Origin of the sequence: Comamonas guangdongensis (assembly GCF_041079535.1) — a bacterium.
Classification (GTDB): Bacteria; Pseudomonadota; Gammaproteobacteria; order Burkholderiales; family Burkholderiaceae_C; genus Comamonas; species Comamonas guangdongensis.
The window spans coordinates 1-22120 of sequence record NZ_JBFYGN010000013.1 but is presented as its reverse complement, the minus strand read 5'-3'; the positions used below and the strand labels follow the sequence as shown (position 1 = coordinate 22120).

Below are 22120 nucleotides of genomic sequence, written 5' to 3'. Positions count from 1 at the left end.
GGTTTTGGCTAAGTTCTCAGACTTCGGCGCTTTTCAGCGCCTGCTGCAGCACGGCGGCATCGAGCTGCTTGCCGATGAATACCAGGCGCGTGGCCGCAGCCTCGCCTTCGGCCCAGGCACGGTCGAAATAGGCATCGAAGCGGCGGCCCACGCCCTGCACCAGCAGGCGCATCTTCTTGCCCGGCAGAGCCGCAAAGCCCTTGACGCGCAGCACGCCATGTTGCTCCACGATGGCCTGCAGGGCCTGCATCAGGCGATCGCGCTCCACGGCGCCCAGGTCAATGTGCAGGGAGTCGAAGGCATCGTGCTCGTGATCCTCGTCGTGGTCATGGTGGCTGTGCTTGTCGTTGATCGACAGCTCGGCGGCGCGGTGCTGACCCAGCAGCACGTTCAGCGGCACCTGGCCCTGCACGGCTTCGATCATCTTCACACTGGCAGGCACCTCTTCGGCCACCATGGCGCGCACCTGGCCGAGCTGCTCGGGCGTGACCAGATCGGCCTTGGACAGCACGACCAGGTCGGCGGCCGAGAGCTGGTCTTCGAACAGCTCGTGCAGGCTGGCGTCATGGTCCAGATTGGGGTCGGCCTGGCGCTGCTCGTCGACGGCATGCGGGTCATGGGCAAACTGGCCGGCGGCGGCGGCGGGTGTGTCGACCACGGTCACCACCGAATCCACGGTGAAGACATTCGCGATATCGGGCCACTGAAAGGCCTGGACCAGGGGCTTGGGCAGGGCCAGACCGCTGGTTTCGATCAGCAGCACATCGATGTCGGCGCGGCGCTCGGCCAGGGCCTTCATGACGGGGAAGAACTCTTCCTGCACGGTGCAGCACATGCAGCCATTGGCCAGTTCGTAGATCTGGCCCGACTGCGTATCCGCGCCGCCTTCTTCCTTGCAGCCTATGGCGCAGGTCTTGAGGATTTCGCCGTCTATGCCCAGTTCGCCAAACTCATTGACGATGACCGCCACGCGCAGACCCTTGGCCTGCTCGAGGATATGGCGCATCAAGGTGGTCTTGCCGCTGCCGAGAAAGCCGGTGACGATGGTGGCGGGGATCTTGGTGGTTTGCATGAATCTATCTCCGGTTGGGAACATTGTGAAGGTCGGGAGCGCTTCAGGAGCGGTCTAGGCGGCGAGGGCCGTGAACATGGCGGGCTTCGTCCACCTGGCCGTGCTGCACATGGCGGGTCAGCACGGGCGCGATGCTGTCGGCATCCATGGGGCCGTACCAGACGCCGTCGGGGTAGACGATCATCAGCGGCCCATGGTTGCAGGGGTACTGGCAGCCGGTCTGCAGCGGCTGCAGGCAGTTTCTGAGGGCCGGGGTCTCGCGTATCGCGCGCGTCAGCGCGGGCCATAGCTGCAGCGCCCCCTTGGCCGCGCAGCGCGGGCCCACGCACCACAGCACATGGTGCTGGTGTTCGGGCACCAGCGACCAGCCCTTGGGGTCGTGCTCCCATGGGTCATCGCCCAGCACCTCGGGAACATCGGGCTGGCGCAGTGCCTCGTCCACCGTGTGGGTCAGCAGCTCGGTTAGCCCAGACAGCTGCAGCAGCGGCTGGCCGAACACCAGGCGCGGGGCGGGCCGTGAGGAATCACGTGCTGCACGCCAGCGCATGATGAGCTTGTGCAGCCAGCGGCGCAGCGATGCCTCGTCGGGCACCATCACGGGCAGTATCAGAATGGTCCGGGCAGTGGCACAAAGGTCCAGCGCCTCGTTCAGCGTGGGCTGGGCGCGGTCCACATAGGCCGTGGTGATCTGCTGCACGGGCTTGCCTGCGGCAGCCATGGCCGTCTCCAGCCGTGCTGCCAGATCGTTCAGCTCCGTCAGGCCGGCGGTATAGGCGCCGCCGCGGCTGAGCAGGATGATGGAGAGCGACGCTGTCGCCGCCTTCTGTGCGTCTGCGAGCTGTTGCATGGGAAGAGGCGCATTCATGGCAGCACTCCTGCAGAAAACTCCACGGGCCGGATGCTGATCTTGCGCTCGAGATGCAGCGCAGCTGCCAGGCGCTGGGCTGCTTCCATATTGCGCGGGCCGGGCGTGGCTTCGGCGTAGCTCATCACGAAGAAGCGGCGATTGCGAATGGCGTCCACGGCTTCCAGCTCCTTTTTTTGAAGCAAGAAATCGATCTTGCCTTGGGCGTTGGGTTGGCCATAGTCGATGATCACAATCCATTCGGGGTTGCGCTCGATCACGTCTTCCCAGTTGCCGCGCGGCCAGTTGTTGGGAAGGTCGGCAAAGATATTGGTGGCGCCCGCTTCGTCCAGCATGGCCTGGGGCATGCCGAAGTGGCCTACGGTGACGGGAATGTCCTGCCCGCTGTCATAGACGAACACGCGCGGCAGCGTGCGATTGCCCTGCATCTGCTGGCGCAGCAGGGCCAGGGAGGCTCGCAGCTGCTCGATGCGCGGTCGGGTCTGCTCGGCGACACGGAAGATCCGGCTGATGTTCTCCATGTCCAGCAAGGTGTCGTCGAGCGCAACACGCTCGCGCTTTTGCACGCGTATGCAGGATTCGGACAGCACATAGGAGGCGATGCCGTGGCTGGTCAGACGCTCGGGCGTTACGCCGCCCGGGCGAAAACCATAGCTCCAGCCGCCGAAGACAAAATCGGCCTCTACGCCCAGCAGCACTTCCAGATTCATGTCTTGGGACGAAAGATTGGAGATGGCTTGCATCAAGGGCTGCAGTTGCGGGCTGATTTCCTTGCGCGAAGGGATGCCGGAGTAGCCCACCAGCCTGTTGCCCAGGCCCAGGTAGAGGAACATCTCGGTGATGTTCACATCGTGCGTGACAGCGCGCCGCGGAATCTTGGCATAGCGCACGGGCTGGCCGCAGACGTCGATCGAAACGGCCGCTGCGCTTTGCGGGGCCTGAGCCATCGCGGGCTGCGGTGCATTGCGGTCGCCGCATCCTGCCGCCAGCAGAGCCAGCGGCAGAGTCCAGGCAGTGAGCAAAGGCCTGAGCATGCCTATCAGAAGCGCATTTGCGCCATCAGCTCCACGCTGCGGCGCGCGCCCAGAAACCACTGCGTGTTGTACGCGGAAGTGGCGTAGACACGATGGGTCAGATTGCGTCCTATCAGGCTCAGCGTGGTCTTGGGGTTGACGTTCCAGCTCAGCACCGCATCCACCATTGTGTAGCCGGGCATGCGCTCGGAATTGGCCTCATCGGCGAAGCGGCCGCCCACATAGCGCAGACCCAGCGAGGTGCGCCAGTCGTTGATGCGGTAGTGGCCCCACAGATTGGCCGTCACACGCGGCACATTGGCCGGGCGGTTGCCTGCGCGGTTGACCGTGCCGCGCATCAGCTCGTCGTATCTGGCATCGGCATAGGCCGCATTGGCCTCCAGGCGGAAAGCCTGGTTCACATTGAAGGCCCCTGCCAGCTCCAGGCCGCGCGACGATTGCTTGCCGCCCTGGATGGACTGGGCCGGGTTGTTCGGATCACTGGTGATGATGTCGTTCTTGACGATGTGGAACAAGGCCGCCGTCCACTCGCCGCGCCCTTCGGGCAATTGCTGCTTGAAGCCGAGCTCCTCCTGGCGCCCTTTGCTCAAGGTGTAGCCGGTGGACGACTTGGACAGGGACAGCAGGCTGGTGACCGGATCATGGCCGGTGCTGACCTGGGCGTAGACGCTGGAGCTCTCCGTCAGCTTGCGTGTGAGACCCAGGCGCCATGAGGTGCCGTTCAGATTCTTGTCGAATGCGGCACTGCTGATCAGATCCAGGCGCGAGAATTCATACCAGTCGCGGCGGATGCCGCCCATCAGCAGCCATTGCTCGCTGATCTTCCAGGCATCCTCGATGAACAGCGCGTTCTGCTTGAGTTGCGAAGCGGTGCGAGGCAGATAGGGATCGGGGCTGTCCCAGTAGCCATTGACCGGGTTGAAGGCCGACACGGTGGAATCACCGGTGTAGGGTGAATTGCTGTAGCTGCGGAAATTGGCCTGCGAGGCATCCCAGCCCATGGCGATCCGGTGGTTGGCGGGCTTGAGCTCCAGCGCCATGCGATTGCCGTTTTGCTGCACCGCGTGGCCGATTTCCAGATAGTCGTAGCGATTCACCGTGCCCGCGCCCGGGCTGTAGTCGTAACCCTCGATGTTCTTCCAGTGGCGATCGGCACTGAAGTGGTAGAGCTCGTTGCGTACCGTGACCAGGTCGTTCACCCGCCACTCGGCCTTGGCCTTGAAGCGGCGATCCTGAAAATGGAGGTCGCTGTCGCTCACGTTGTAGTTCATGTTGCGCAGCTCGCGCACCACGCGTCCGTCCACCGTAGGTGTTCCGTAGTAGCGCGATGGGGCCTGGTTGCTGATGTCCGCCGTCAGATCGACGGTGAGGTCGCTGCGCGGCGTCCAGCGCAGCGCACTCATCAGTTTTCCGCTTTTTGAGTTGTCGAGCGGGCGTTCACCGTCGGAGCGCTCGCCATAGACATCCAGGCGGTAGCTCAGCGTATCGCCGATGGCGCCGGTGCTGCCCAGGCCCGCACGCACCGTGCCACGGCTGCCGGCGCTCAGCAGCAACTCGGTCGAGGGCTCGCGGTCGGGCTGCTTGCGCACGGCATTGACGGTGGCGCCCATGGTGCCGCTACCGTACATCAGCGATGCCGGGCCGCGCAGGACGTCAAGGCGCTCATAGCCCCAGCTGCTGTTGGGATAGGCGATGGTGCCGGCCGCCACGCCCAGCATGATGCCGTCCTCGGCCACGCCCACAGAATTCGGGCCCGCGAAGCCGCGGCTCGAGAACGACAGGCCACCATTGCCGGGCTCGCCCGAGGCCGACAGGCCCACGGTGCGCGTCACGGCCTCCACGACGCCATAGTCGGCGCGCTCCTGCATTTGCTCGGTCGATACGCCGCTGACGCTGGCAGGTAGGTTCAGAATGCGCACATCGACATGCGTGGCCGAGGTGGCCGGGCGATCGGTTTCGAGTCTGCCTTCCGCTTGGCGTGTTTCCTGCACTGTCACTTCAGGCAGAGTTTGTTGCGCCATTGAGGCTGCAGGCCATAGCAGCGCCAGCTGCACGGCGCGAAGCGCAAAAGGTGGGTTCTTGAGTGAGGAGTTGGACGCGAAGAGACGGGTTGTGGTGTAGCGCATTTCGACAAAAGGCGGAACTGCCTGATGGGAAAGCTGCGCGCACAAAGTCCCGGCCCCGAAGGGCGGAAGCTATAGCAATCTGGCGGCCATCCGCACCCCGCAGACAGTTGTGGCAAAACCCGCCCAGGGGCGGGTGTGAGTTATCGGCGGGCCGGTCTCCGGGCTCACAGGTCATTCATGTGCGAATGCACAACTCGCCTTCCCAGAAGACTCATGCGTGGCGAAGCGCGCTTGAGTCGTCTCCAGTGGCTGCAAGCGCTGCTGCGACTTGCGTGAGTGTGTTGTCCTGCTTACCGTTGCGGGGGCAGCCAAGGCTTCCTGATCTTTGGATCAGACCTTGTTCCCGTTTCACTCGCTCTTAAAGCAAGCACCTTCCGAAACGAAGCGCCATCAAGGCGCGCAGAAATTCTATCAGCCCTTGGTGGGGGCAATCGATTCCGGTTCAGAGCATTTCATCCGGCAGGAACTCAATCAGCGGCTTGCCCGTGCGCCGGCTAGGCCGTACCTGAGCCTTGACGCCATAGACATCGGCAATGGTCTCCGGCGTCAGCACCTCGGCGGGGGCCCCCTGCGCGACCAGATGTCCATTCTTGAGCAGGTAGAGCCGATCACAATAGTGCGCCGCCAGCGGCAGTTCGTGCAGCGCAGCCAGGGTTGTCAGGCCCAGGTCGCGAATCAGGTTCATCAACTCGAACTGGTGGCGCACATCGAGGTGGTTGGTCGGCTCGTCCAGCACCAGCAGCGGCGCCTGCTGTGCCAGTGCCCGGGCCATCAGCACGCGCTGCTTCTCTCCGCCCGAGAGGGTGGAGAAGATGCGCTCTGCCAGCGGCATGGCGCTCACACGCTCCAGCGACTCGGAAACGATGCGGAAGTCTTCGGCGCTGTCGCGTGCAAACGGGCTTTGGTGTGGGGTGCGGCCCATCAGCACCACGTCGCGTACGCACAGCTCGAATTCGCTGCCATTTTCCTGTGCCAGCACGGCCATGGCGCGCGCGTTGTCGCGAGCGCCGTGCTGCCAGATATTGCGTCCGTCCGCATGTACCGTGCCGCTGGCTGGCCTGAGAATGCGGTAGATCATGCGCAGCAGCGTGGATTTGCCGCTGCCATTGGGGCCCAGCAGGCCGACCAGTTCGCCCTGGCCCACATGCAGGCTGACATCGTGCACGATATGGGTTGCGGCGGCTTGCCACCGCAGCTGGCTGGCTTGCAGCAAAGGGCTGTCGCTGTTCATAGGCTCAGCCTTTCGCGCGTATTCCTGCGGCACAGCATCCAGACAAAGAACGGGCCGCCCAGCAGCGAGGTGATGACGCCCACGGGCACTTCCGCCGGTGCAAAGCTGATGCGCGAGAGTACGTCCATCCAGACCAGAAAGATGGCGCCTATCAGTGCTGCGACCGGCAGCACGCGGCGATGCTCGGTGCCCACCAGCATGCGCGTGACATGGGGCACGATCAAGCCGACAAAGCCTATGGGGCCGGTTAGCGAGACCAGAACTCCGGTGACCAGTGAGACCAGCACGAACAACCAGCGTCGCGTGCGGGTGGTGTCCACGCCCAGCGTGGCGGCCGTCTCCTCGCCGGAGAGCAGGGCGTTGAGCGAGCGTGCCTGCGTCAGCAGCGCAGCCACGCCGGCCAGCAGCAGGATGGCTGGCAGACCCAGCTCATTCCAGCGGGTGCCGGCAAGGCTTCCCAGAGTCCAGGTCAGTACCGAGTTGGCCAGCTCGCGCTGATCGGCCGTCAGCACAATCAGGCTGGTCAGGCCACCCAGGCAGTAGGCGATGGCCACGCCGCCCAGAATCAGCCGGGAAGCCAGCAGCTTTCCGTTGGCCGAGGCCAGAAAGTAGACCGCCGTGCAGGCGGCCAGCGCGCCTCCAAAGGCTCCCAGAGGCAGGGCGAGCTCTCCTGCAAATGCGAGTGCGCCGAAGGCAAGTACGCTGACCGCACCCGCCGAGGCACCGGAGGACACGCCCAGCAGATAGGGGTCGGCCAGCGGATTGCGCACCATGGCCTGCATCGCCACGCCCACCAGCGCCAGGCCTGTGCCCGACAGTGCGGCCAGCAATACGCGCGGCAGGCGCACGCGCCAGACGATTTGATACTGGGCCGTGCTCCAGTTGCCGGGCTGCAAATCCAGGCCAAGCCGCTGGCCCAGTTCATGGGTCGTGATGAGCCAGGCCTGCTGTGGCGCCATGCGCACCGGGCCCAGGGTGATGGCCAGCGTCAGCGATATCAGCAGCACGATGAGCAGGGCTGCCAGCCATAGAGCCTGCTGACGGCGCTGTCGGAGGAACAAGCCGGCCACCATCATGGGGTGATCGCCAGTGCGAATGGCAGGTCGAGAGACAAGAACCGCATTTTTGACAAGCCAAGAGGCTGCCTGCCGGCTTGTGAGGGGGCCATGCTTACACGTGGCGCATGCGGAATGCGGCGGTATCAGCTTGCTGCCATCACGCTGCTCCCCGCAGGCGGCCATTACGAAAGCCGAGCGCCAGGTCTTACTCCGGGCGGCGCAGCACTCAACAGGCCGGTATCCGGGCTCGCAGATTGCGCGAACGCATGCCATCTCGCCTTCCCGGCGCTGCCGCGCACCTCATGCGTCGAGGCCACGTGGAGCGTCAGTGGCTGGCTCCCGACATTGGCAGGAGCCTTGAAATGGAGTTGATCTGCTGACCGTTGCGGGGGCAGCCAAGGATTTCCACCTTGTTCCCGTTTAACCCGATGGAAAATCGGGCACCTGTTGCGTTGAAGAAAGCCTATTGCAGACCATGGTCTGAAGTCTTTGCTCCTGCAAAAATTATAGGGCAGTGATTTGCCGCCTTGATCGGGAGAACAGCCGGAGGGGCAAAAGGCGAAGGCATCTGGTCCGGACCGGATCGAGCAAGGCCTGCTTCCCTGCTTCCCTGCTTTCCGAGGCCGAAGCGCCAGCACATGGGCATGGGCCGCCTGGGCATCGCTGGCGCACTTTGCCAAGCCCGCAACGCGATATGGCAAATGCTCTGCCAGGCAACTGGCCTACATTGAATTTGCTTTTGATTTCGACGGGCTGCCGCTGTCCGGCAACTGCCCAGGGACTGACTGCGTCTCGCCGCATGCCTGACCTCTGCCGTCCGCCGAAGCCTGCATTTCACTGGAGACACTCATGAATTTCCTCGACGGCCATCTGTTCCCCGAAAACCAGCAGCCCCTGATCATCACCGCCGCGCCCTATGCGCCGGGCTGGCTGCCTTCCGATTTTCCCGAAGACATCCCCGTCACCATGGAGGCGCAGATCCAGAAAGCCGTGGATTGCTACAACGCCGGCGCCACCGTGCTGCACCTGCATGTGCGCGAACTCGACGGCAAGGGCAGCAAGCGCCTGTCCAAGTTCAACGAGCTGATCGCCGGCGTGCGCAAGGCCGTGCCCGAGATGATCATCCAGGTGGGCGGCTCCATCAGCTTTGCGCCCGAGGACGAGGGCCAGGCCGCCAAATGGCTGTCCGACGACACGCGCCATATGCTGGCCGATCTGGACCCGGTGCCCGATCAGGTGACGGTGACGGTGAACACCTCGCAGATGAACGTGACCGACCAGGCCGAGGATGAGGACTTTCGCGGCACCTCACGTCAGAATCCGGTGCTGTTCAATGCCTACAAGGAGATGACCGTACCGGCCCAGCCGGGCTGGGTCGAAGAGCATGTGCGGCGCCTGACCAAGGCCGGCATCCAGAGTGCCTTCCAGTGCTACAACCTCAATAGCTTCGAATCGGTGGAGCGCCTGATGCGCCGCGGCTTCTACATGGGTCCGCTGGTGATGAACTGGGTGGCGATTGCCGGCGGCATGGACACGCCGAGCCTGTACAGCCTGGCCAACTTCGTGCGTGCGGTGCCCGATGGCGCGGTGCTGACCGTGGAGAGCAATGTGCGCAACGTGCTGCCCGTGAATATGTGGGGTATTGCCGCCGGTTTGCATGTGCGCTGCGGCACCGAGGACTGCCTGTGGAACCAGACGCGTAGCGAGAAGGCCAGCACGGTTTCGCAGATCGAGCAGCTGGTGCGCATCTCGCGCGAATTCGGCCGCCCGATCGCCACGGCCAAGGAGGCTCGCGAGATCAGCCGCATCGGCGTGTTCTATGACAGCGTGGAAGAAAGCCTGGCCGCCAACGGCTTCGCTCCCAACCGCAACGGCGGCAACCAGGGCTTTCTGCGCAAGACGGCCTGACGAGGGCGCGCCATGCCGCGCTCTACGGCCCTGGCTGCACGGCCGCCAGGGCCGCCTCTTCGGGTTGGGCCTTGGCCAGCAGAAAATCGATACAGGTGCGCACGGCCTTGGTCTGGTGGCGGTTGGGCAGGTAGAGCAGATACATATGGGTGCCGAAAATGCTGAGCCGGTACTCGTCCAGCGTGCTCAGCACCTCGCCGCTGGCCAGCTTGTCCTGCACCACATAGTCGGGCACCAGGCCCACTCCCAGGCCGGCCAGAATGCCGTCGCGCAGAAACGGGAAATGCTCGGAGATCATGGTGGGCTCCAGCATCACCTCGTGGCGCTCGGCGCCCAGATAGGCGGCCAGGCGCAGCTGTCGCCCGGTCACGCCGGCGGTGATCAGCGGGCTGGCGCGCAGGGCATGCAAGGTCTTGGGCAGTCCGTGGGTCTGCGCGTATTCGCGTGAGGCACAGGCCAGGTAGCGCACCGTGCCCAGGCTGCGCGCCACCAGGGACAGCGGCGGCTCCTGGATCACGCGGACGATGATGTCCACATCGTCGCGCAGATTGTCGGCCCGGTTCTCGAACAGCACGTCGAGCACGATGCCCGGGTACAGGCGCTTGAACTCGATCAGCCATTCGCTCATCACGATCTGGCCGTAGCCGCTGGGCACGCTGATGCCCACGCGGCCCTGCAGGCTCTGGCCCAGCGCCGTGATGGCCTCGCGCGCAGCCAGCATTTCGTTGTGGATGTTGCGCCCGTGCTCGTACAGGCGCAGGCCGATCTCCGTGGGCTCCACGCGGCGTGTGGTGCGCTTGACCAGTTGCACGCCCGCTGCCTTTTCCAGCTGGGTCAGGTGATAGCTCACATTGGCACGCGTCATCTTGAGCTTGCGCGCGGCCTGGCTGAGATTGCCGCTATCAATGATTTCGACCAGCAGGGTCAGCGATTGGGAGTCCATGGCGTGTTTGTCTAATTTTCTTTGACAGTCTGTCAATGATTCATGGGATTGTTAGAAAACATTGTCGTCGTAAAAATAAAGCCCATTCCATAAAGAGATTCAGGAGACACGCATGACCGCCCAAGCCAGCACCTCTGTCGTTGAACTCAGGCAAGACGGTGACGTCCTGCTCGTCAGCGTCAACAATCCGCCCGTCAATGCGCTGGGCGCTGCCGTGCGCCAGGGGCTGATGGCGGCCATGGAGCAGGCCGATGCCAGCGCGGCGGTCAAGGCCGTGGTGATCGTGGGCCAGGGCAAGGCGTTCATCGCCGGTGCCGATATCCGCGAATTCGGCAAGCCTCCGGTCCAGCCTTTCCTGCCCGATGTCTGCAACCGTATCGAGGCCTGCAGCACGCCCGTGGTGGCCGTGATTCATGGCGCGGCACTGGGTGGCGGTCTGGAGATCGCCATGTCGGCGCATTACCGACTGGCGCTGCCTGGCGCGAAGCTGGGTCTGCCCGAAGTCTCCCTGGGTCTGGTTCCCGGCGCCGGCGGCACGCAGCGTGCACCGCGCCTGATGGGCGTCAAGGCCGCGACCGAGCTGATGCTCAGCGGCCAGCAGATCGGCGCCAAGGCCGGACTGGCAGCCGGTCTGGTGGACAAGCTGGAAGAGGGCTCGGACCCCGTCGCCGCCGGCCTGGCCTATGCGCGTGAGTTGCTGGCGCAGGGCGCGCCGCTGCGTCCCGTCAGCGCCACGCCGGGCCGTCTGGCCGACAAGGCCGCCGCCCAGGCGGAACTCGATGCGCTGCGTGCCGACACGGCCAAGAAGTCGCGCGGCCTGTTCTCGCCGCTGAAGATCATCGACTGCGTGCAGGCCGCGCTGGATCTGCCTTTTGCCGAAGGCCTGAAGTTCGAGCGTGCCCAGTTTCTGGCCTGCATCGACAGCCCGCAGCGCGCCGGCCTGATCCACGCCTTCTTTGCCGAGCGCGAGACGGCCAAGATTCCCGAAGCCCGCGCCGCCCAGCCGCGCGCCTTCAGCAAGATCGCCATCATCGGCGGCGGCACCATGGGCGCGGGCATCACCGTCTCGGCGCTGGATGCCGGCCTGGTCGTGACCATGATCGAGCGCGATGCCGAATCCATCGCACGCGGCCAGGCCAATGTGGAGAAGGTCTACAACGGCCTGATCGCCAAGGGCCGCATGAGCGAGGAGGCCAAGGCCGCTATTCTTGCGCGCTATACGCCCTCGACCCGCTATGACGACATCGCCGATGTGGACCTGGTGATCGAGGCAGTCTTCGAAGACCTGGAGGTCAAGAAGGCGGTGTTCAAGGAGCTGGACCGCGTCTGCAAGAGCGGCACTGTGCTGGCCACCAACACCTCGTATCTGGACATCGACGCGATTGCCGCCGTCACCAGCCGTCCGCAGGACGTGATCGGTCTGCACTTCTTCAGCCCGGCCAACATCATGAAGCTGCTGGAGATCGTCGTGCCCGCCAAGGTGGCGCCCGCTGTGGTGACCACGGCTTTCGAGCTGGCCAAGAAGATGAAGAAGGTGCCCGTGCGCGCCGGCGTCTGCGACGGCTTTATCGGCAACCGCATTCTGGCCACCTACAAGCAGGCCGCCGACTACCTGATGGAGGACGGTGCCAGCCCCTACGAGATCGACGAGGCCGTGCGCGGCTTCGGCTTTGCCATGGGTCCTTTCCAGGTCACCGACCTGGCCGGCGGCGATATCGGCTGGGCCACGCGCAAGCGCCGCGCCGCCACGCGCGACCCCAAGGCCAGATACGTGGAGATTGCCGACCGCATCTGTGAAAACGGCTGGTTCGGGCAGAAGACGGGGCGCGGCTTCTACCTCTACCCGCAAGGCGCGCGCATCGGTCAGCCCGACCCTGAGGTGCTGGCGATTGTGGATGCCGAGCGCGCCAGGAAGGGCGTGACACCGCGCCCGTTCACGGCCGAGGAAATCATGCGCCGCTACATGGCCGCCATGGTCAACGAAGGCGCCAAGGTGGTGGGCGAGGGCATTGCGCTGCGCCCGCTGGATGTGGACGTGACCTTTATCTCCGGCTACGGCTTTCCGCGCCACCGCGGCGGCCCCATGAAATGGGCCGATATGCAGGGCCTTCCCAAGGTGCTGGCCGATATCGAAGCCTTTGCCAAGGAAGACGCGCTGTTCTGGAAGCCTGCGCCGCTGCTGCAGAAGCTGGTGGCCGAGGGCAAGAACTTCGAAAGCCTGAACAAGTAACACCCCTGAGCCGCTGCGCTGCTTCTCCTCTCTCTTCGGGAGGGGACGACGCCCTCGCCTGGGCGGCCCCACCGCGAGGCGGCTCTTGCTCGGCGTCCCTTCGTTTAAAGCGCGCCAGTTTTTGCGGTCAGCTTATAAAAAATAGGAGCTGCTATCGCTTTTTTTGTATTGATTTCAGTATGAAAAGTATCTGAAAACAATGAATGACAAGCGAAGACAGCTATTAAAAATAGTTTTCAACATTCACAGAGACAAGCACCATGCGTGAAGCCGTTATCGTTTCCACCGCCCGCACACCGCTGACCAAGTCGCATCGTGGCGAGTTCAACATCACTCCTGCCGCCCAGCTGGCTGCCTTCTCCGTCAAGGCGGCGGTGGAGCGCTCGGGTGTCGATCCCGAAATGATCGAGGATCTGATTCTGGGCTGCGGCAACCCCGACGGTTTCCAGGGGCGCAATCTGGGTCGCCAGACCGTGTTGCGCGCCGGGCTGCCGCTGTCGATCGCCGGCACCACGATCACGCGCTTTTGCGCTTCGGGCCTTCAATCCATCGCCATCGCGGCGGGGCGCGTTGTGGCCGAGGGCGTGGACGTGATGCTGGCCGGCGGTATCGAGACCATCTCCGGCATCCGGGCCGGCAACAATCTGCCCACCGACATGGACCCATGGCTGGTGGAGCACAAGCCCGAGCTGTACATGGCCATGATCGACACCGCCGATGTGGTGGCCAAGCGCTACGGCATCACGCGTGAAGACCAGGATGCGTTCTCGCTGCAAAGCCAGCAGCGCACGGCAGCAGCCCAGGCCGCCAATCTGTTCAAGGACGAGATCATTGCCTGCTCCACACGCATGATGGAGAAGAACAAGGAAACCGGCGAAGTCACCTACCGCGACGTGGTCGCCACGCAGGACAACTGCAACCGCGCCGGCACCACGCTGGAGGGCCTGGCCAAGCTGGAGCCAGTGAAGGGCCCTGGCAACTTCATCACGGCCGGCAATGCCTCGCAGCTGTCCGACGGCTCCAGCGCCTGCGTGGTGATGGAAGCCAGGCTGGCAGAGCGCCTGGGCCTCAAGCCCCTGGGTGCTTTCCGCGGCTTTGCCGTGGCCGGCTGCGAGCCTGACGAGATGGGCATCGGCCCCGTGTTTGCCGTGCCCAAGCTGCTCAAGCGCCACGGCCTTACGGTGGATGACATCGACCTGTGGGAGCTGAACGAAGCCTTTGCCTCGCAGGCCCTGTATTGCCAGCGTCAGCTGGGTATTCCCAACGAGCGCCTGAATGTCAACGGCGGCGCGATTGCCATCGGCCACCCCTTCGGCATGACGGGTGCACGCCTGACCGGCCACATCCTGCTTGAAGGCCAGCGCCGCAAGGCCCGCAACCCCAAGGTCAAGTACGGCGTGGTGACCATGTGCATCGCCGGCGGCATGGGCGCTGCGGGCCTCTTCGAAATCTTTTGATCCCCCTGAGCCGCTGCGCGTCTTCCCCCAAGGGGGGACGGCTGCATTGCTGCGGGGCGGCCCTTGCTTGCAGCCTCTGGCGCAAGGGCATGCCAGTTTGAAGATTAAAGGCGCCAGAAGCAGCGCCATGGATTACCAGGAAATAGCAATGGATTTGCAATTCACCCCCCAGGAAGAGGCGTTTCGCGCCGAGGTGCAGAGCTTTCTCAAGGACAAGCTGCCCAAGCATATTTCGGCCAAGGTCAAGGCCGGCCAGCGCCTGAGCAAGGCTGATCAGGATGAATGGCATGCCATTCTCAACGAGCGCGGCTGGTATGCGAATCACTGGCCCCAGGAGCATGGCGGTCCGGGCTGGGGGGCGGTCGAGAAGTTCATCTTCGACACCGAGTGCGCCCTGGCGGGCGGCCCGCGCATCGTGCCCTTCGGCGTGAACATGCTGGGGCCGGTGCTGATCAAGTACGGCAACGAGCAGCAAAAGAAGTACTGGCTGCCGCGCATTCTGAGCGGGCAGGACTGGTGGTGTCAGGGCTATTCCGAGCCCGGAGCGGGCTCCGATCTGGCCTCGGTGAAGACCACGGCCGTGCGCGATGGAGACTTCTACATCGTCAACGGCCAGAAGACCTGGACCACCCAGGGCCAGCATGCCAACATGATCTTCTGCCTGGTGCGCACCAACCGCGAGGCCAAGGCCCAGGCCGGCATCAGCTTTTTGCTGGTGGACATGAACAGCCCCGGCGTGGAGTTGCGTCCCATCCGCACGCTGGACGGCGACAAGGAAGTCAACGAAGTCTTCTTCACCGATGTGAAGGTGCCGGTCGAGAACCTGGTGGGCGAGGAAAACCGGGGCTGGACCTATGCCAAGTATCTGCTGACCTACGAGCGCACCGGCATTGCGGGCGTGGGCTTTTGCATCTCGGCCCTGGCCAAGCTCAAGGTCATCGCCGCCAAGGTGCACAAGAACGGCCAGCCGCTGAACCAGGACCCGCTGTTTGCGGCCCGCATGGCCCGTGTCGAGATCGACCTGGAGAACATGAAGACCACCAATCTGCGCGTGATCGCCGCCGTGGCCGGTGGCGGTGTGCCCGGTGCCGAAAGCTCCATGCTCAAGATCCGTGGCACCGAGATCCGCCAGGAAATCCTGTCGCTGATCCGCCGCGCCATGGGCGTGTATGCCGTGCCCTATATCGACGAGGCCCAGTACGAAGGCTATAACCAGGCGCCCGTGGGCGGAATCGACGAAGCCGCCACGGCCTCGGCCAACTATTTCAACTACCGCAAGCTGTCGATCTTCGGTGGCTCCAACGAGATCCAGAAGAACATCATCTCCAAGATGATCCTTGGTCTGTGATCGGGCACGGGAAGGAATCGAGCATATGAACTTCACACACACCGAAGACCGCCGCATGCTGGCGGACAGCCTGAACCGTTTTGTGGCCGAGCAGTACGGCATCGAGCAGCGCAACCATTTGGCCTATGGCGCAGAAGGTCACAGCCCTGCGCTGTATGCGCAGTTTGCCGAGCTGGGCACGATTGGCGCGCTGTTCCCCGAAGCGGTGGGCGGCTTTGGCGGCTCGGGCTTTGACATCAGCGTGGTGTTCGAAGCCCTGGGCCGTGGCCTGGTGGCCGAGCCGCTGCTGGGTGCGCTGGTCGTGGGTCAGGCGCTGATTGCGGCCGGCACCGAAGCGCAGAAGCGCCAGCTGGATGACATCATCGCCGGCAGCGCGATCGCCGCTCTGGCGCACGACGAACCAGGCAGCCACTACGAGCTCAACAAGGTCACGGCCACGGCGGCCCGGAGCGCCACGGGCTGGGTGCTCAACGGCGCCAAGAGCGTGGTCGCCTTTGGCGAAAAAGCCGGTCTGCTGCTGGTGTCCGCGCGCACCGCAGGCGGCATGTTCGATGCTGCCGGCATCAGCTTGTTCCTGGTCGACGGCAACGCCGCCGGCATCGCCAAGCGCGGCTATAGCCGCATGGAAGGCGGCCGCGCCGCCGAGCTGACTTTCGAGAATGTGCAACTGGCCGAGGATGCGCTGCTGGGTGCCGAGGGCCAGGGTCATAGCGTGCTCGAGCATGTTCAGGGCTTTGCCCTGCTGGCGCTGGCTGCCGAGGCGCTGGGTGCCATGGATGTGGCCAAGCAGCACACGCTGGAGTATCTGCAGACGCGCAAGCAGTTCGGCGTGGCCATCGGCAGCTTCCAGGCGCTGCAGCACCGCATGGCCGATCTGCTGCTGGAGGTGGAGCAGGTGCGTTCCACCGTCATCAATGCGGCCGATGCCATCGACAACGCCCAGGGCACCGAGCGCGAGAAGATGCTGTCTGCTGCCAAGTACACCGTGGGCTCCGTGGGGACCCTGGTGGCCGAGGAAAGCATACAGATGCATGGCGGCATCGGCATGACCTGGGAGCTGCCGCTGGCGCATTACGCCAAGCGACTGATCATGATCGACCACCAGTTTGGCGACGAGGACCATCACCTGGCGCGTTTCATGGCCTTGGGCTGAAATGAGCTACCCCCTGAGTCGCTTCGCGCCTTCCCCCTCTCTCTACGCGCTGCGCGCTAGGGGAGGGGGACGACAGCCTCGCTGCGGGGCGGCGTGGCCGGCGTAGGCCCTTGCTGGCTGTCCCTGGCGGAGTGGGTCGGCTACAGGCGGTAAGTGCTGCCTAAAACTGGAGAACGAAGATGAGTGAAGTCCTGCTGACCCGCCGCGAAGGTGCCGTGCTGGTGCTGAGCAATAACAACCCGGCTGCGCGCAATGCGTTGTCGCCCGCGTTTTACGCGGCCGTCACGACGGCGCTGGCGGAGGCTGCGGCTGACGCCAGTGTGGGCGCGGTCGTGCTCACGGGCGAGGGCGGTCATTTCTGCGCCGGTGGCGATCTGCGCCAGCTGGCCAAGCGCCGCGAACTGCCCGTGGAGCAGCGCCGTGAAAAGCTCGAAGGCCTGCACGACCTGATTCGCGCCGTGCGCGATTGCCCCAAGCCTGTCATCGCTGCCGTCGAAGGTGCGGCGGCGGGCGCAGGCCTGTCGCTGGCCCTGGCCTGCGATATGCTGGTGGCCGCGCGCAACAGCCTGTTCTCCGTGGCCTATGTGAAGGTGGGGTTGACGCCCGACGGCGGCGCCACGGCCTTTCTGGCCGAGTTCGTCTCGCGCCAGGTGCTGACCGAGCTGTGCCTAACCGGCGAGCGCATCAGCGGCGAACGCCTGCACGCCCTGGGCCCCGTCAACCGGCTGGCCGAGCCCGGCCAGGCCCTGGCCGATGCCGTCGCGCTGGCCGCCCAGATCGCGACCGGCCCGGACCAGGCCATGGCCCTGATCAAGGATCTGTGCCGCCAGGCACCGCGCAACACGCTGGAGCAGCAGCTGGAGCTGGAGGCGCAGTACATGGTGCGCTCGCAGGGGACCGAGGAATCCCGAGAAGGCATTGCCGCCTTTCTCGAAAAGCGCAGCGCCGATTTCAACAAATTGCGTGCTTGAGCGCTCAACAAAACCAAGATTTTCAAGGAGACAAGGCTCATGGCCGACAGCAATACCGAACAGAACCCGGACATCGACTTCCCGCTGGAGGGAGTGAAGGTACTCGATCTGTCGCGCGTCTTCGCCGGGCCGCTGTGCGGCATGGTGCTGGCCGACTTCGGCGCCGAGGTGGTCAAGGTCGAGCACCCGGGCCGTGGCGACGACACGCGCGACTGGGGCATGCGCATCGGCAAGACCGAGACCACCTACTACAACAGCATGAACCGCAACAAGCGGTCCATCACGCTGGATCTGCAAACGCCCGAGGGCGTGAAGATCCTCCACGAACTGCTGCCCCAGTTCGACGTGGTGATCCACAACTTCAAGACCGGCGGCGCCGAGAAGCTGGGCCTGGGCTACGAGCAGCTCAAGACCATCAAGCCCGACCTGATCTATTGCGCCGTGGCCGGCTACGACAGCAGCGGCCCCGAGGCCAAGCGTCCCGGCTACGATTTGGTGATCCAGGGCGAGGCGGGCCTGATGGCGCTCAACGGCGATGCCGGCATGCCGCCGCTCAAATTCGGCGTGGCCGTGGTGGACCTGGTGACCGGCATGTATGCGGCCCAGGCCGTGCTGGCCGCCTTGTTCCGCCGCGAGCGCACGGGCAAGGGCCGGCTCATCGAGATGGCGCTGTACGACAGCGGCATCACGGTCACCGGCTACTACGGCCTGGATGCCCTGCAACTGGGCCACGACCCCGAGCGCTACGGCAATGCCCACCCCTCCATCGTGCCCTACGGCATGTACGAGGCCGCCGACGGGCCGTTGATCATCGCCGTGGGCAACAACAGCCAGTTCGACAAATTCTGCCGCCAGGTCGTGCTGCGTCCCGACATCGTCGAGGAGCAGCGTTTTTCCACCAACGTCAACCGTGCCAGAAACCGCCTGGAGCTGCTGCCCATGCTCAAGGAGCTGATCGGCAGCTTCCCGCGCGATCTGCTGCTCGAGCGCCTGACGGCCGCCGGCATTCCCTGCGGCCGCGTGGCCGGCCTGCACGAGGCCCTGACCAGCGAGCGCACGCGCCGCAGCGGCCTGCTGCGCGACATGCCCCATCCCGTGGCCGGCACCACGCCCGTGTTCGCGCCGCCCTACCGCCTGGACGGCCAGCGCCTGCCCATCCGCCATGCGCCGCCAACGCTGGGCGAGGGCACGCGCGAAGTGCTGCAGCGCCTGCTGACGCTCGATGATGCGCAATTGCAGGACCTGCAGGCCAAGGGCGTTCTCACGCTGCCCCAGGAGCCTTCATGAAGCACCCCCTGAGCCGCTGTGCGGCTTCCCCTCTCTCGCTTCGCGGGAGGGGACGACACTCTCGCTGCGGGGCGGCCCTTGCTCGGTGTCCCTGTTGGGCCGTGTCAGGCTCACAGGCAGAGCCATAAATAACTCAAAAGCAAGTTTAAAGGCCGCATAAGACGGCAAATAAAGACAGCGACTTCATAGGAGACAAACCATGAGCATCCCAGTCACACGCCGCGATCTTCTGCAAGGTCTGGCCGCCATCGGCGGCGGCAGCCTGCTGGCCACGGGCGCCAGCAGCGCCCTCGCACAGGCCGGCAAGCCGGCATGGCCCAGCAAGCCCCTCCGCGTGGTCGTTCCCTTCAATGCAGGGGGCGCCACCGACATCATGGCGCGTACCATCGGCGAGGTGCTGGCCAAGCGCCTGGGCCAGCCCGTGGTGGTGGACAACAAGGCCGGTGCGGCCGGCATCCTCGGCACCGATGCCGTGGCCAAGGCCGCGCCCGACGGCCATACGCTGCTGCTGTCGCTCAGCACCTCCATGCTGATCAACCAGTTCCTCTATACCAAGCTGCCCTACAACCCGCAAAAGGACATCGCGCTGATCACCCAGGTCGCGGCGGCGCCCGTCACGCTGGTCGTCCATCCTTCGGTGCCGGCCAATAACATGAAGGAGCTGCTGGCCTATGTGAAAGCACACAAGGGCAAGCTGTCCTATGGCTCCTGGGGCGTGGGTTCGTATGCCCATCTGGCCGGTGCCTATATGAGCAAGACCATGGATGCCGACATGAACCATGCGGCCTACAAGGGCGAGGCACCCATGATCCAGGAGCTGATCGGCGGCCAGCTGCAGCTGTGCTTTTCCAGTGCGCTCAACACCAAGCCTTTCATCGATTCCGGCCGTCTCAAAGCCATCGGCGTGACCGGCAAGGAGCGCATGGAAATCCTGCCCAAGCTGCCGACCATCTTCGAGCAGGGAGTGACCGACGACGCCTATTCGATCTACGGCTGGGTGGCCATGGGCGCTCCCGCCGGCACGCCCAAGGAGGTCGTGGATCAGCTCTACGGCCATCTGCGCGAGATCATCAAGGACCCCAAGGTGCTGGAGCGCATCACGGGCGCAGGCTTCATACCCATGATGAACAGCCCCCAGGTCTTCCGCGACAACTACCAGCGCGATATGCCGATCTGGAAAGCGCTGGTCGAGCAAGCCGGCGCCAAGCTGGACTGATGCCACGCACATCACCGATTTTTCCGGCCTGCGGCAGCAGGCCGCTACCGACGACTGCTCAGACAGTCCAGACAGGAGACTTCATGTACACGCGCAATACCGCACCTCGGGCCGGTGCCACCCGGCGCCACGTTCTGACACTGGCCGTAGCGCCGCTGCTGGCCGGTATGGCCGGCGGCGCGCTGGCCGAGACCGACTGGCCTGGCAAGATGCTGCGCCTGGTCGTGCCGTTCCCCGCAGGCGGCCCCACCGATACGGCATCGCGCATCGTGGGGCAGAAGCTGGGCGAGCGCCTCAAGCAGACCGTGGTCGTGGAAAACCGTCCCGGCGCCTCGGGCTCCATCGCGGCCGTGCAGGTCGCCAAGAGTCCGGCCGACGGCTACACGCTGATGATGCTGGCCACGCCCACGCTGCTGGCTCCCCATCTGTACAAGAAGGCCGGCTACGACACCGTCAAGGATTTCGCGCCCGTGGCCACGGTCTATGACCTGCCCATCGTCATCGTGGTCAACCCTGCGCTGCTGCCCGATGTCACCGATCTCAAGAGCCTGATCGAGCACGCCAAGGCTCAGAAATCAGCGCTCAACTACACCAGCTCGGGGGCCGGCAGCTTTGGTCATCTGAGCATGGAGCTGCTCAAGCAGATGGCCGGCTTCGACATGCAGCATGTGCCCTACAAGGGCGGCGTGCCCGCCATCACCGACACCATCGGCGGCCAGGTGCCCATCATGTATGCCGACCTTGTGGCTGCGCTGCCTCATATCCAGGCCGGCAAGCTGCGTGCCATCGCCGTGGGCTCGCCCCAGCGCGTGAGCATGCTGCCCGACATCAAGACCATTGCCGAGCAGGGTATCAAGGGCTATGACGCCGTTTCCTGGGGCGCACTGCTCGCGCCCAAGGGAACGCCCAAGGCCGTGGTCGAGCGCATCGCCTCGGAAGTCCAGCAGATCCTGGCCGACAAGGACGTCCAGAGCAAGCTGCTCCACGCGGGCGCCATCGCCGCCTTCCAGAATCCCGCCCAACTGGGTCAGCGCATCCAGCAGGACTACACGCGCTGGGGTCAGCTGATCCGCGACAAGGGCATCGCAATGGAGTGACATCGACATGAAGACACGCATCACCGAACTCTTTGGCATAGAGCACCCCATCATCCAGGGTGGCATGCACCATGTGGGCCTGGCCGAGCTGGCCGCTGCTGTCTCCAACGCCGGGGGGCTGGGCATCATCACGGGCCTGACCCAGCGCACGCCCGAGCTGCTGGCGCGCGAGATTGCGCGCTGCCGCGAGATGACGGACAAGCCCTTTGGCGTCAACCTGACCTTCCTGCCCTCGGTGAACCCGCCCGACTACCCGGGCTATGTCAAGGCCATCATCGAAGGCGGCGTCAAGGTGGTCGAGACTGCCGGCAACAACCCGCAGAAATGGCTGCCCGCGCTCAAGGAGGCCGGCATCAAGGTGATCCACAAGTGCACCTCGGTGCGCCATGCGCTCAAGGCCGAGGCCATAGGCTGCGATGCCATCAGCGTGGACGGCTTCGAATGCGGCGGCCATCCGGGCGAGGACGACATCCCCAACTTCATCCTGCTGCCGCGCGCGGCCGAAGAGCTGAAGATTCCCTTTGTCGCCTCGGGCGGCATGGCCGATGGCCGCTCCCTGGTGGCCGCGCTGGCGCTGGGCGCCGAAGGCATCAACATGGGCACGCGCTTCGTCGCCACGCAAGAGGCACCCGTGCACGACAAGGTCAAGCAGGCCATCGTGGCGGCCAGCGAGCTGGACACCCGCCTGGTCATGCGCCCGTTGCGCAACACCGAACGCGTGCTGACCAACCTCGCCACCGAACGCCTGCTGCAAAAGGAGCGCGAACTGGGCGCCGCCATCACCTTTGCCGACATCGCGCCCGAAGTGGCCGGCGTCTATCCGCGCATCATGCACGACGGCGACATGGATGCCGGCGTCTGGTCCTGCGGCATGGTCGCGGGCCTGATCCACGATGTGCCTACGGTTGCGCAACTGATCGCCGGCATCATGGACCAGGCCCATGCACTGATCAACGAGCGGTTGGCCGGCCTGGCCCGCTGACCGCCTCTCTTCATCAACCAGGAAAGAGCTTTCTCATGAAAATCCTTGTACCCGTCAAACGTGTCGTGGACTACAACGTCAAGGTCCGCGTGAAGTCGGACGGCACGGGTGTGGACATCGCCAACGTCAAGATGAGCATGAA

Annotated in this window: 17 protein-coding genes, 1 pseudogene and 2 riboswitches; of the genes and pseudogenes, 11 read left to right on the top strand and 7 right to left on the bottom strand. The window is 64.6% G+C overall.

Annotation, left to right across the window (positions count from 1 at the left end; translation table 11 throughout):
* Positions 1-16: 16 nt before the first annotated feature.
* The 6 genes from cobW to AB6724_RS12610 form a co-directional block, all read right to left on the bottom strand.
* A complete protein-coding gene (cobW, locus tag AB6724_RS12635) occupies positions 17-1072 on the bottom strand; it encodes a cobalamin biosynthesis protein CobW (protein ID WP_369338878.1) in 1056 nt (351 codons plus the stop codon).
* A 43-nt stretch (positions 1073-1115) separates the two neighbouring features.
* A complete protein-coding gene (locus AB6724_RS12630) occupies positions 1116-1937 on the bottom strand; it encodes a (2Fe-2S) ferredoxin domain-containing protein (protein ID WP_369338877.1) in 822 nt (273 codons plus the stop codon).
* Positions 1934-2971 carry an ABC transporter substrate-binding protein gene (locus AB6724_RS12625; protein WP_369338876.1) on the bottom strand — a complete coding sequence of 346 codons (1038 nt, stop codon included), beginning with the start codon at positions 2969-2971 and terminating at the stop codon, positions 1934-1936. The genes AB6724_RS12630 and AB6724_RS12625 overlap by 4 nt, the downstream gene beginning before the upstream one ends.
* A gap of 5 nt (positions 2972-2976) precedes the next feature.
* Positions 2977-4968 (bottom strand): TonB-dependent receptor, encoded by a 1992-nt coding sequence (locus AB6724_RS12620; RefSeq protein WP_369338875.1) that lies wholly within the window; start codon positions 4966-4968, stop codon positions 2977-2979.
* A gap of 261 nt (positions 4969-5229) precedes the next feature.
* A riboswitch (cobalamin riboswitch) is annotated at positions 5230-5487 on the bottom strand.
* Between the two features lie 52 nt (positions 5488-5539).
* Positions 5540-6328 carry an ABC transporter ATP-binding protein gene (locus AB6724_RS12615; protein ID WP_369338874.1) on the bottom strand — a complete coding sequence of 263 codons (789 nt, stop codon included), beginning with the start codon at positions 6326-6328 and terminating at the stop codon, positions 5540-5542.
* Positions 6325-7389 (bottom strand): FecCD family ABC transporter permease, encoded by a 1065-nt coding sequence (locus AB6724_RS12610; RefSeq protein ID WP_369338873.1) that lies wholly within the window; start codon positions 7387-7389, stop codon positions 6325-6327. Before AB6724_RS12610 ends, AB6724_RS12615 begins: the two co-directional genes overlap by 4 nt.
* 212 nt (positions 7390-7601) lie before the next feature.
* A riboswitch (cobalamin riboswitch) is annotated at positions 7602-7849 on the bottom strand.
* Between the two features lie 386 nt (positions 7850-8235).
* Here AB6724_RS12610 and AB6724_RS12605 point away from each other — a divergent pair.
* The gene (locus tag AB6724_RS12605) at positions 8236-9294 is read left to right on the top strand and encodes a beta-keto acid cleavage family enzyme (protein ID WP_369338872.1); all 1059 of its coding nucleotides are present in this window, start codon (positions 8236-8238) and stop codon (positions 9292-9294) included.
* Between the two features lie 22 nt (positions 9295-9316).
* Here AB6724_RS12605 and AB6724_RS12600 read toward each other — a convergent pair whose 3' ends face one another.
* Positions 9317-10237 carry a LysR family transcriptional regulator gene (locus AB6724_RS12600; RefSeq protein WP_369338871.1) on the bottom strand — a complete coding sequence of 307 codons (921 nt, stop codon included), beginning with the start codon at positions 10235-10237 and terminating at the stop codon, positions 9317-9319.
* A 112-nt stretch (positions 10238-10349) separates the two neighbouring features.
* Here AB6724_RS12600 and AB6724_RS12595 point away from each other — a divergent pair, with 112 nt between their 5' ends.
* From AB6724_RS12595 to AB6724_RS12550, 10 genes and pseudogenes are all read left to right on the top strand, one after another.
* Positions 10350-12467 (top strand): 3-hydroxyacyl-CoA dehydrogenase NAD-binding domain-containing protein, encoded by a 2118-nt coding sequence (locus tag AB6724_RS12595; protein ID WP_369338870.1) that lies wholly within the window; start codon positions 10350-10352, stop codon positions 12465-12467.
* Between the two features lie 260 nt (positions 12468-12727).
* Positions 12728-13924 (top strand): acetyl-CoA C-acyltransferase, encoded by a 1197-nt coding sequence (locus AB6724_RS12590; protein ID WP_369338869.1) that lies wholly within the window; start codon positions 12728-12730, stop codon positions 13922-13924.
* 148 nt (positions 13925-14072) lie between these two features.
* On the top strand, positions 14073-15272 hold the full coding sequence (locus AB6724_RS12585; RefSeq protein WP_369338868.1) for an acyl-CoA dehydrogenase family protein: 1200 nt from the start codon (positions 14073-14075) through the stop codon (positions 15270-15272).
* A 25-nt stretch (positions 15273-15297) separates the two neighbouring features.
* The gene (locus tag AB6724_RS12580; protein WP_369338867.1) at positions 15298-16425 is read left to right on the top strand and encodes an acyl-CoA dehydrogenase family protein; all 1128 of its coding nucleotides are present in this window, start codon (positions 15298-15300) and stop codon (positions 16423-16425) included.
* Between the two features lie 179 nt (positions 16426-16604).
* Positions 16605-17396 carry an oxepin-CoA hydrolase, alternative type gene (locus AB6724_RS12575; RefSeq protein WP_369338866.1) on the top strand — a complete coding sequence of 264 codons (792 nt, stop codon included), beginning with the start codon at positions 16605-16607 and terminating at the stop codon, positions 17394-17396.
* A gap of 39 nt (positions 17397-17435) precedes the next feature.
* The gene (locus AB6724_RS12570) at positions 17436-18683 is read left to right on the top strand and encodes a CaiB/BaiF CoA transferase family protein (RefSeq protein WP_369338865.1); all 1248 of its coding nucleotides are present in this window, start codon (positions 17436-17438) and stop codon (positions 18681-18683) included.
* Positions 18684-18882: 199 nt separating this feature from the next.
* Complete coding sequence (locus tag AB6724_RS12565; protein ID WP_369338864.1) at positions 18883-19899, top strand: Bug family tripartite tricarboxylate transporter substrate binding protein; 1017 nt, start codon at positions 18883-18885, stop codon at positions 19897-19899.
* Between the two features lie 83 nt (positions 19900-19982).
* Positions 19983-20996, top strand: a complete 1014-nt coding sequence (locus AB6724_RS12560; protein WP_369338863.1) for a Bug family tripartite tricarboxylate transporter substrate binding protein — start codon at positions 19983-19985, stop codon at positions 20994-20996.
* A 7-nt stretch (positions 20997-21003) separates the two neighbouring features.
* On the top strand, positions 21004-21978 hold the full coding sequence (locus tag AB6724_RS12555; protein ID WP_369338862.1) for an NAD(P)H-dependent flavin oxidoreductase: 975 nt from the start codon (positions 21004-21006) through the stop codon (positions 21976-21978).
* Between the two features lie 35 nt (positions 21979-22013).
* Positions 22014-22120, top strand: a pseudogene (locus AB6724_RS12550) (electron transfer flavoprotein subunit beta/FixA family protein); the annotation flags it as partial.

What these genes read in the sequence shown, in the direction of transcription:
- AB6724_RS12555 (WP_369338862.1), top strand. Translation starts at nt 21,004, where the DNA reads ATGAAGACACGCATCACCGAACTCTTTGGCATAGAGCACCCCATCATC.
- AB6724_RS12570 (WP_369338865.1), top strand. Translation starts at nt 17,436, where the DNA reads ATGGCCGACAGCAATACCGAACAGAACCCGGACATCGACTTCCCGCTG.
- cobW (WP_369338878.1), bottom strand. Translation starts at nt 1,072, where the DNA reads ATGCAAACCACCAAGATCCCCGCCACCATCGTCACCGGCTTTCTCGGC.
- AB6724_RS12590 (WP_369338869.1), top strand. Translation starts at nt 12,728, where the DNA reads ATGCGTGAAGCCGTTATCGTTTCCACCGCCCGCACACCGCTGACCAAG.
- AB6724_RS12595 (WP_369338870.1), top strand. Translation starts at nt 10,350, where the DNA reads ATGACCGCCCAAGCCAGCACCTCTGTCGTTGAACTCAGGCAAGACGGT.
- AB6724_RS12605 (WP_369338872.1), top strand. Translation starts at nt 8,236, where the DNA reads ATGAATTTCCTCGACGGCCATCTGTTCCCCGAAAACCAGCAGCCCCTG.
- AB6724_RS12585 (WP_369338868.1), top strand. Translation starts at nt 14,073, where the DNA reads ATGGATTTGCAATTCACCCCCCAGGAAGAGGCGTTTCGCGCCGAGGTG.
- AB6724_RS12630 (WP_369338877.1), bottom strand. Translation starts at nt 1,937, where the DNA reads ATGAATGCGCCTCTTCCCATGCAACAGCTCGCAGACGCACAGAAGGCG.
- AB6724_RS12580 (WP_369338867.1), top strand. Translation starts at nt 15,298, where the DNA reads ATGAACTTCACACACACCGAAGACCGCCGCATGCTGGCGGACAGCCTG.
- AB6724_RS12625 (WP_369338876.1), bottom strand. Translation starts at nt 2,971, where the DNA reads ATGCTCAGGCCTTTGCTCACTGCCTGGACTCTGCCGCTGGCTCTGCTG.
- AB6724_RS12565 (WP_369338864.1), top strand. Translation starts at nt 18,883, where the DNA reads ATGAGCATCCCAGTCACACGCCGCGATCTTCTGCAAGGTCTGGCCGCC.
- AB6724_RS12600 (WP_369338871.1), bottom strand. Translation starts at nt 10,237, where the DNA reads ATGGACTCCCAATCGCTGACCCTGCTGGTCGAAATCATTGATAGCGGC.
- AB6724_RS12575 (WP_369338866.1), top strand. Translation starts at nt 16,605, where the DNA reads ATGAGTGAAGTCCTGCTGACCCGCCGCGAAGGTGCCGTGCTGGTGCTG.
- AB6724_RS12615 (WP_369338874.1), bottom strand. Translation starts at nt 6,328, where the DNA reads ATGAACAGCGACAGCCCTTTGCTGCAAGCCAGCCAGCTGCGGTGGCAA.
- AB6724_RS12560 (WP_369338863.1), top strand. Translation starts at nt 19,983, where the DNA reads ATGTACACGCGCAATACCGCACCTCGGGCCGGTGCCACCCGGCGCCAC.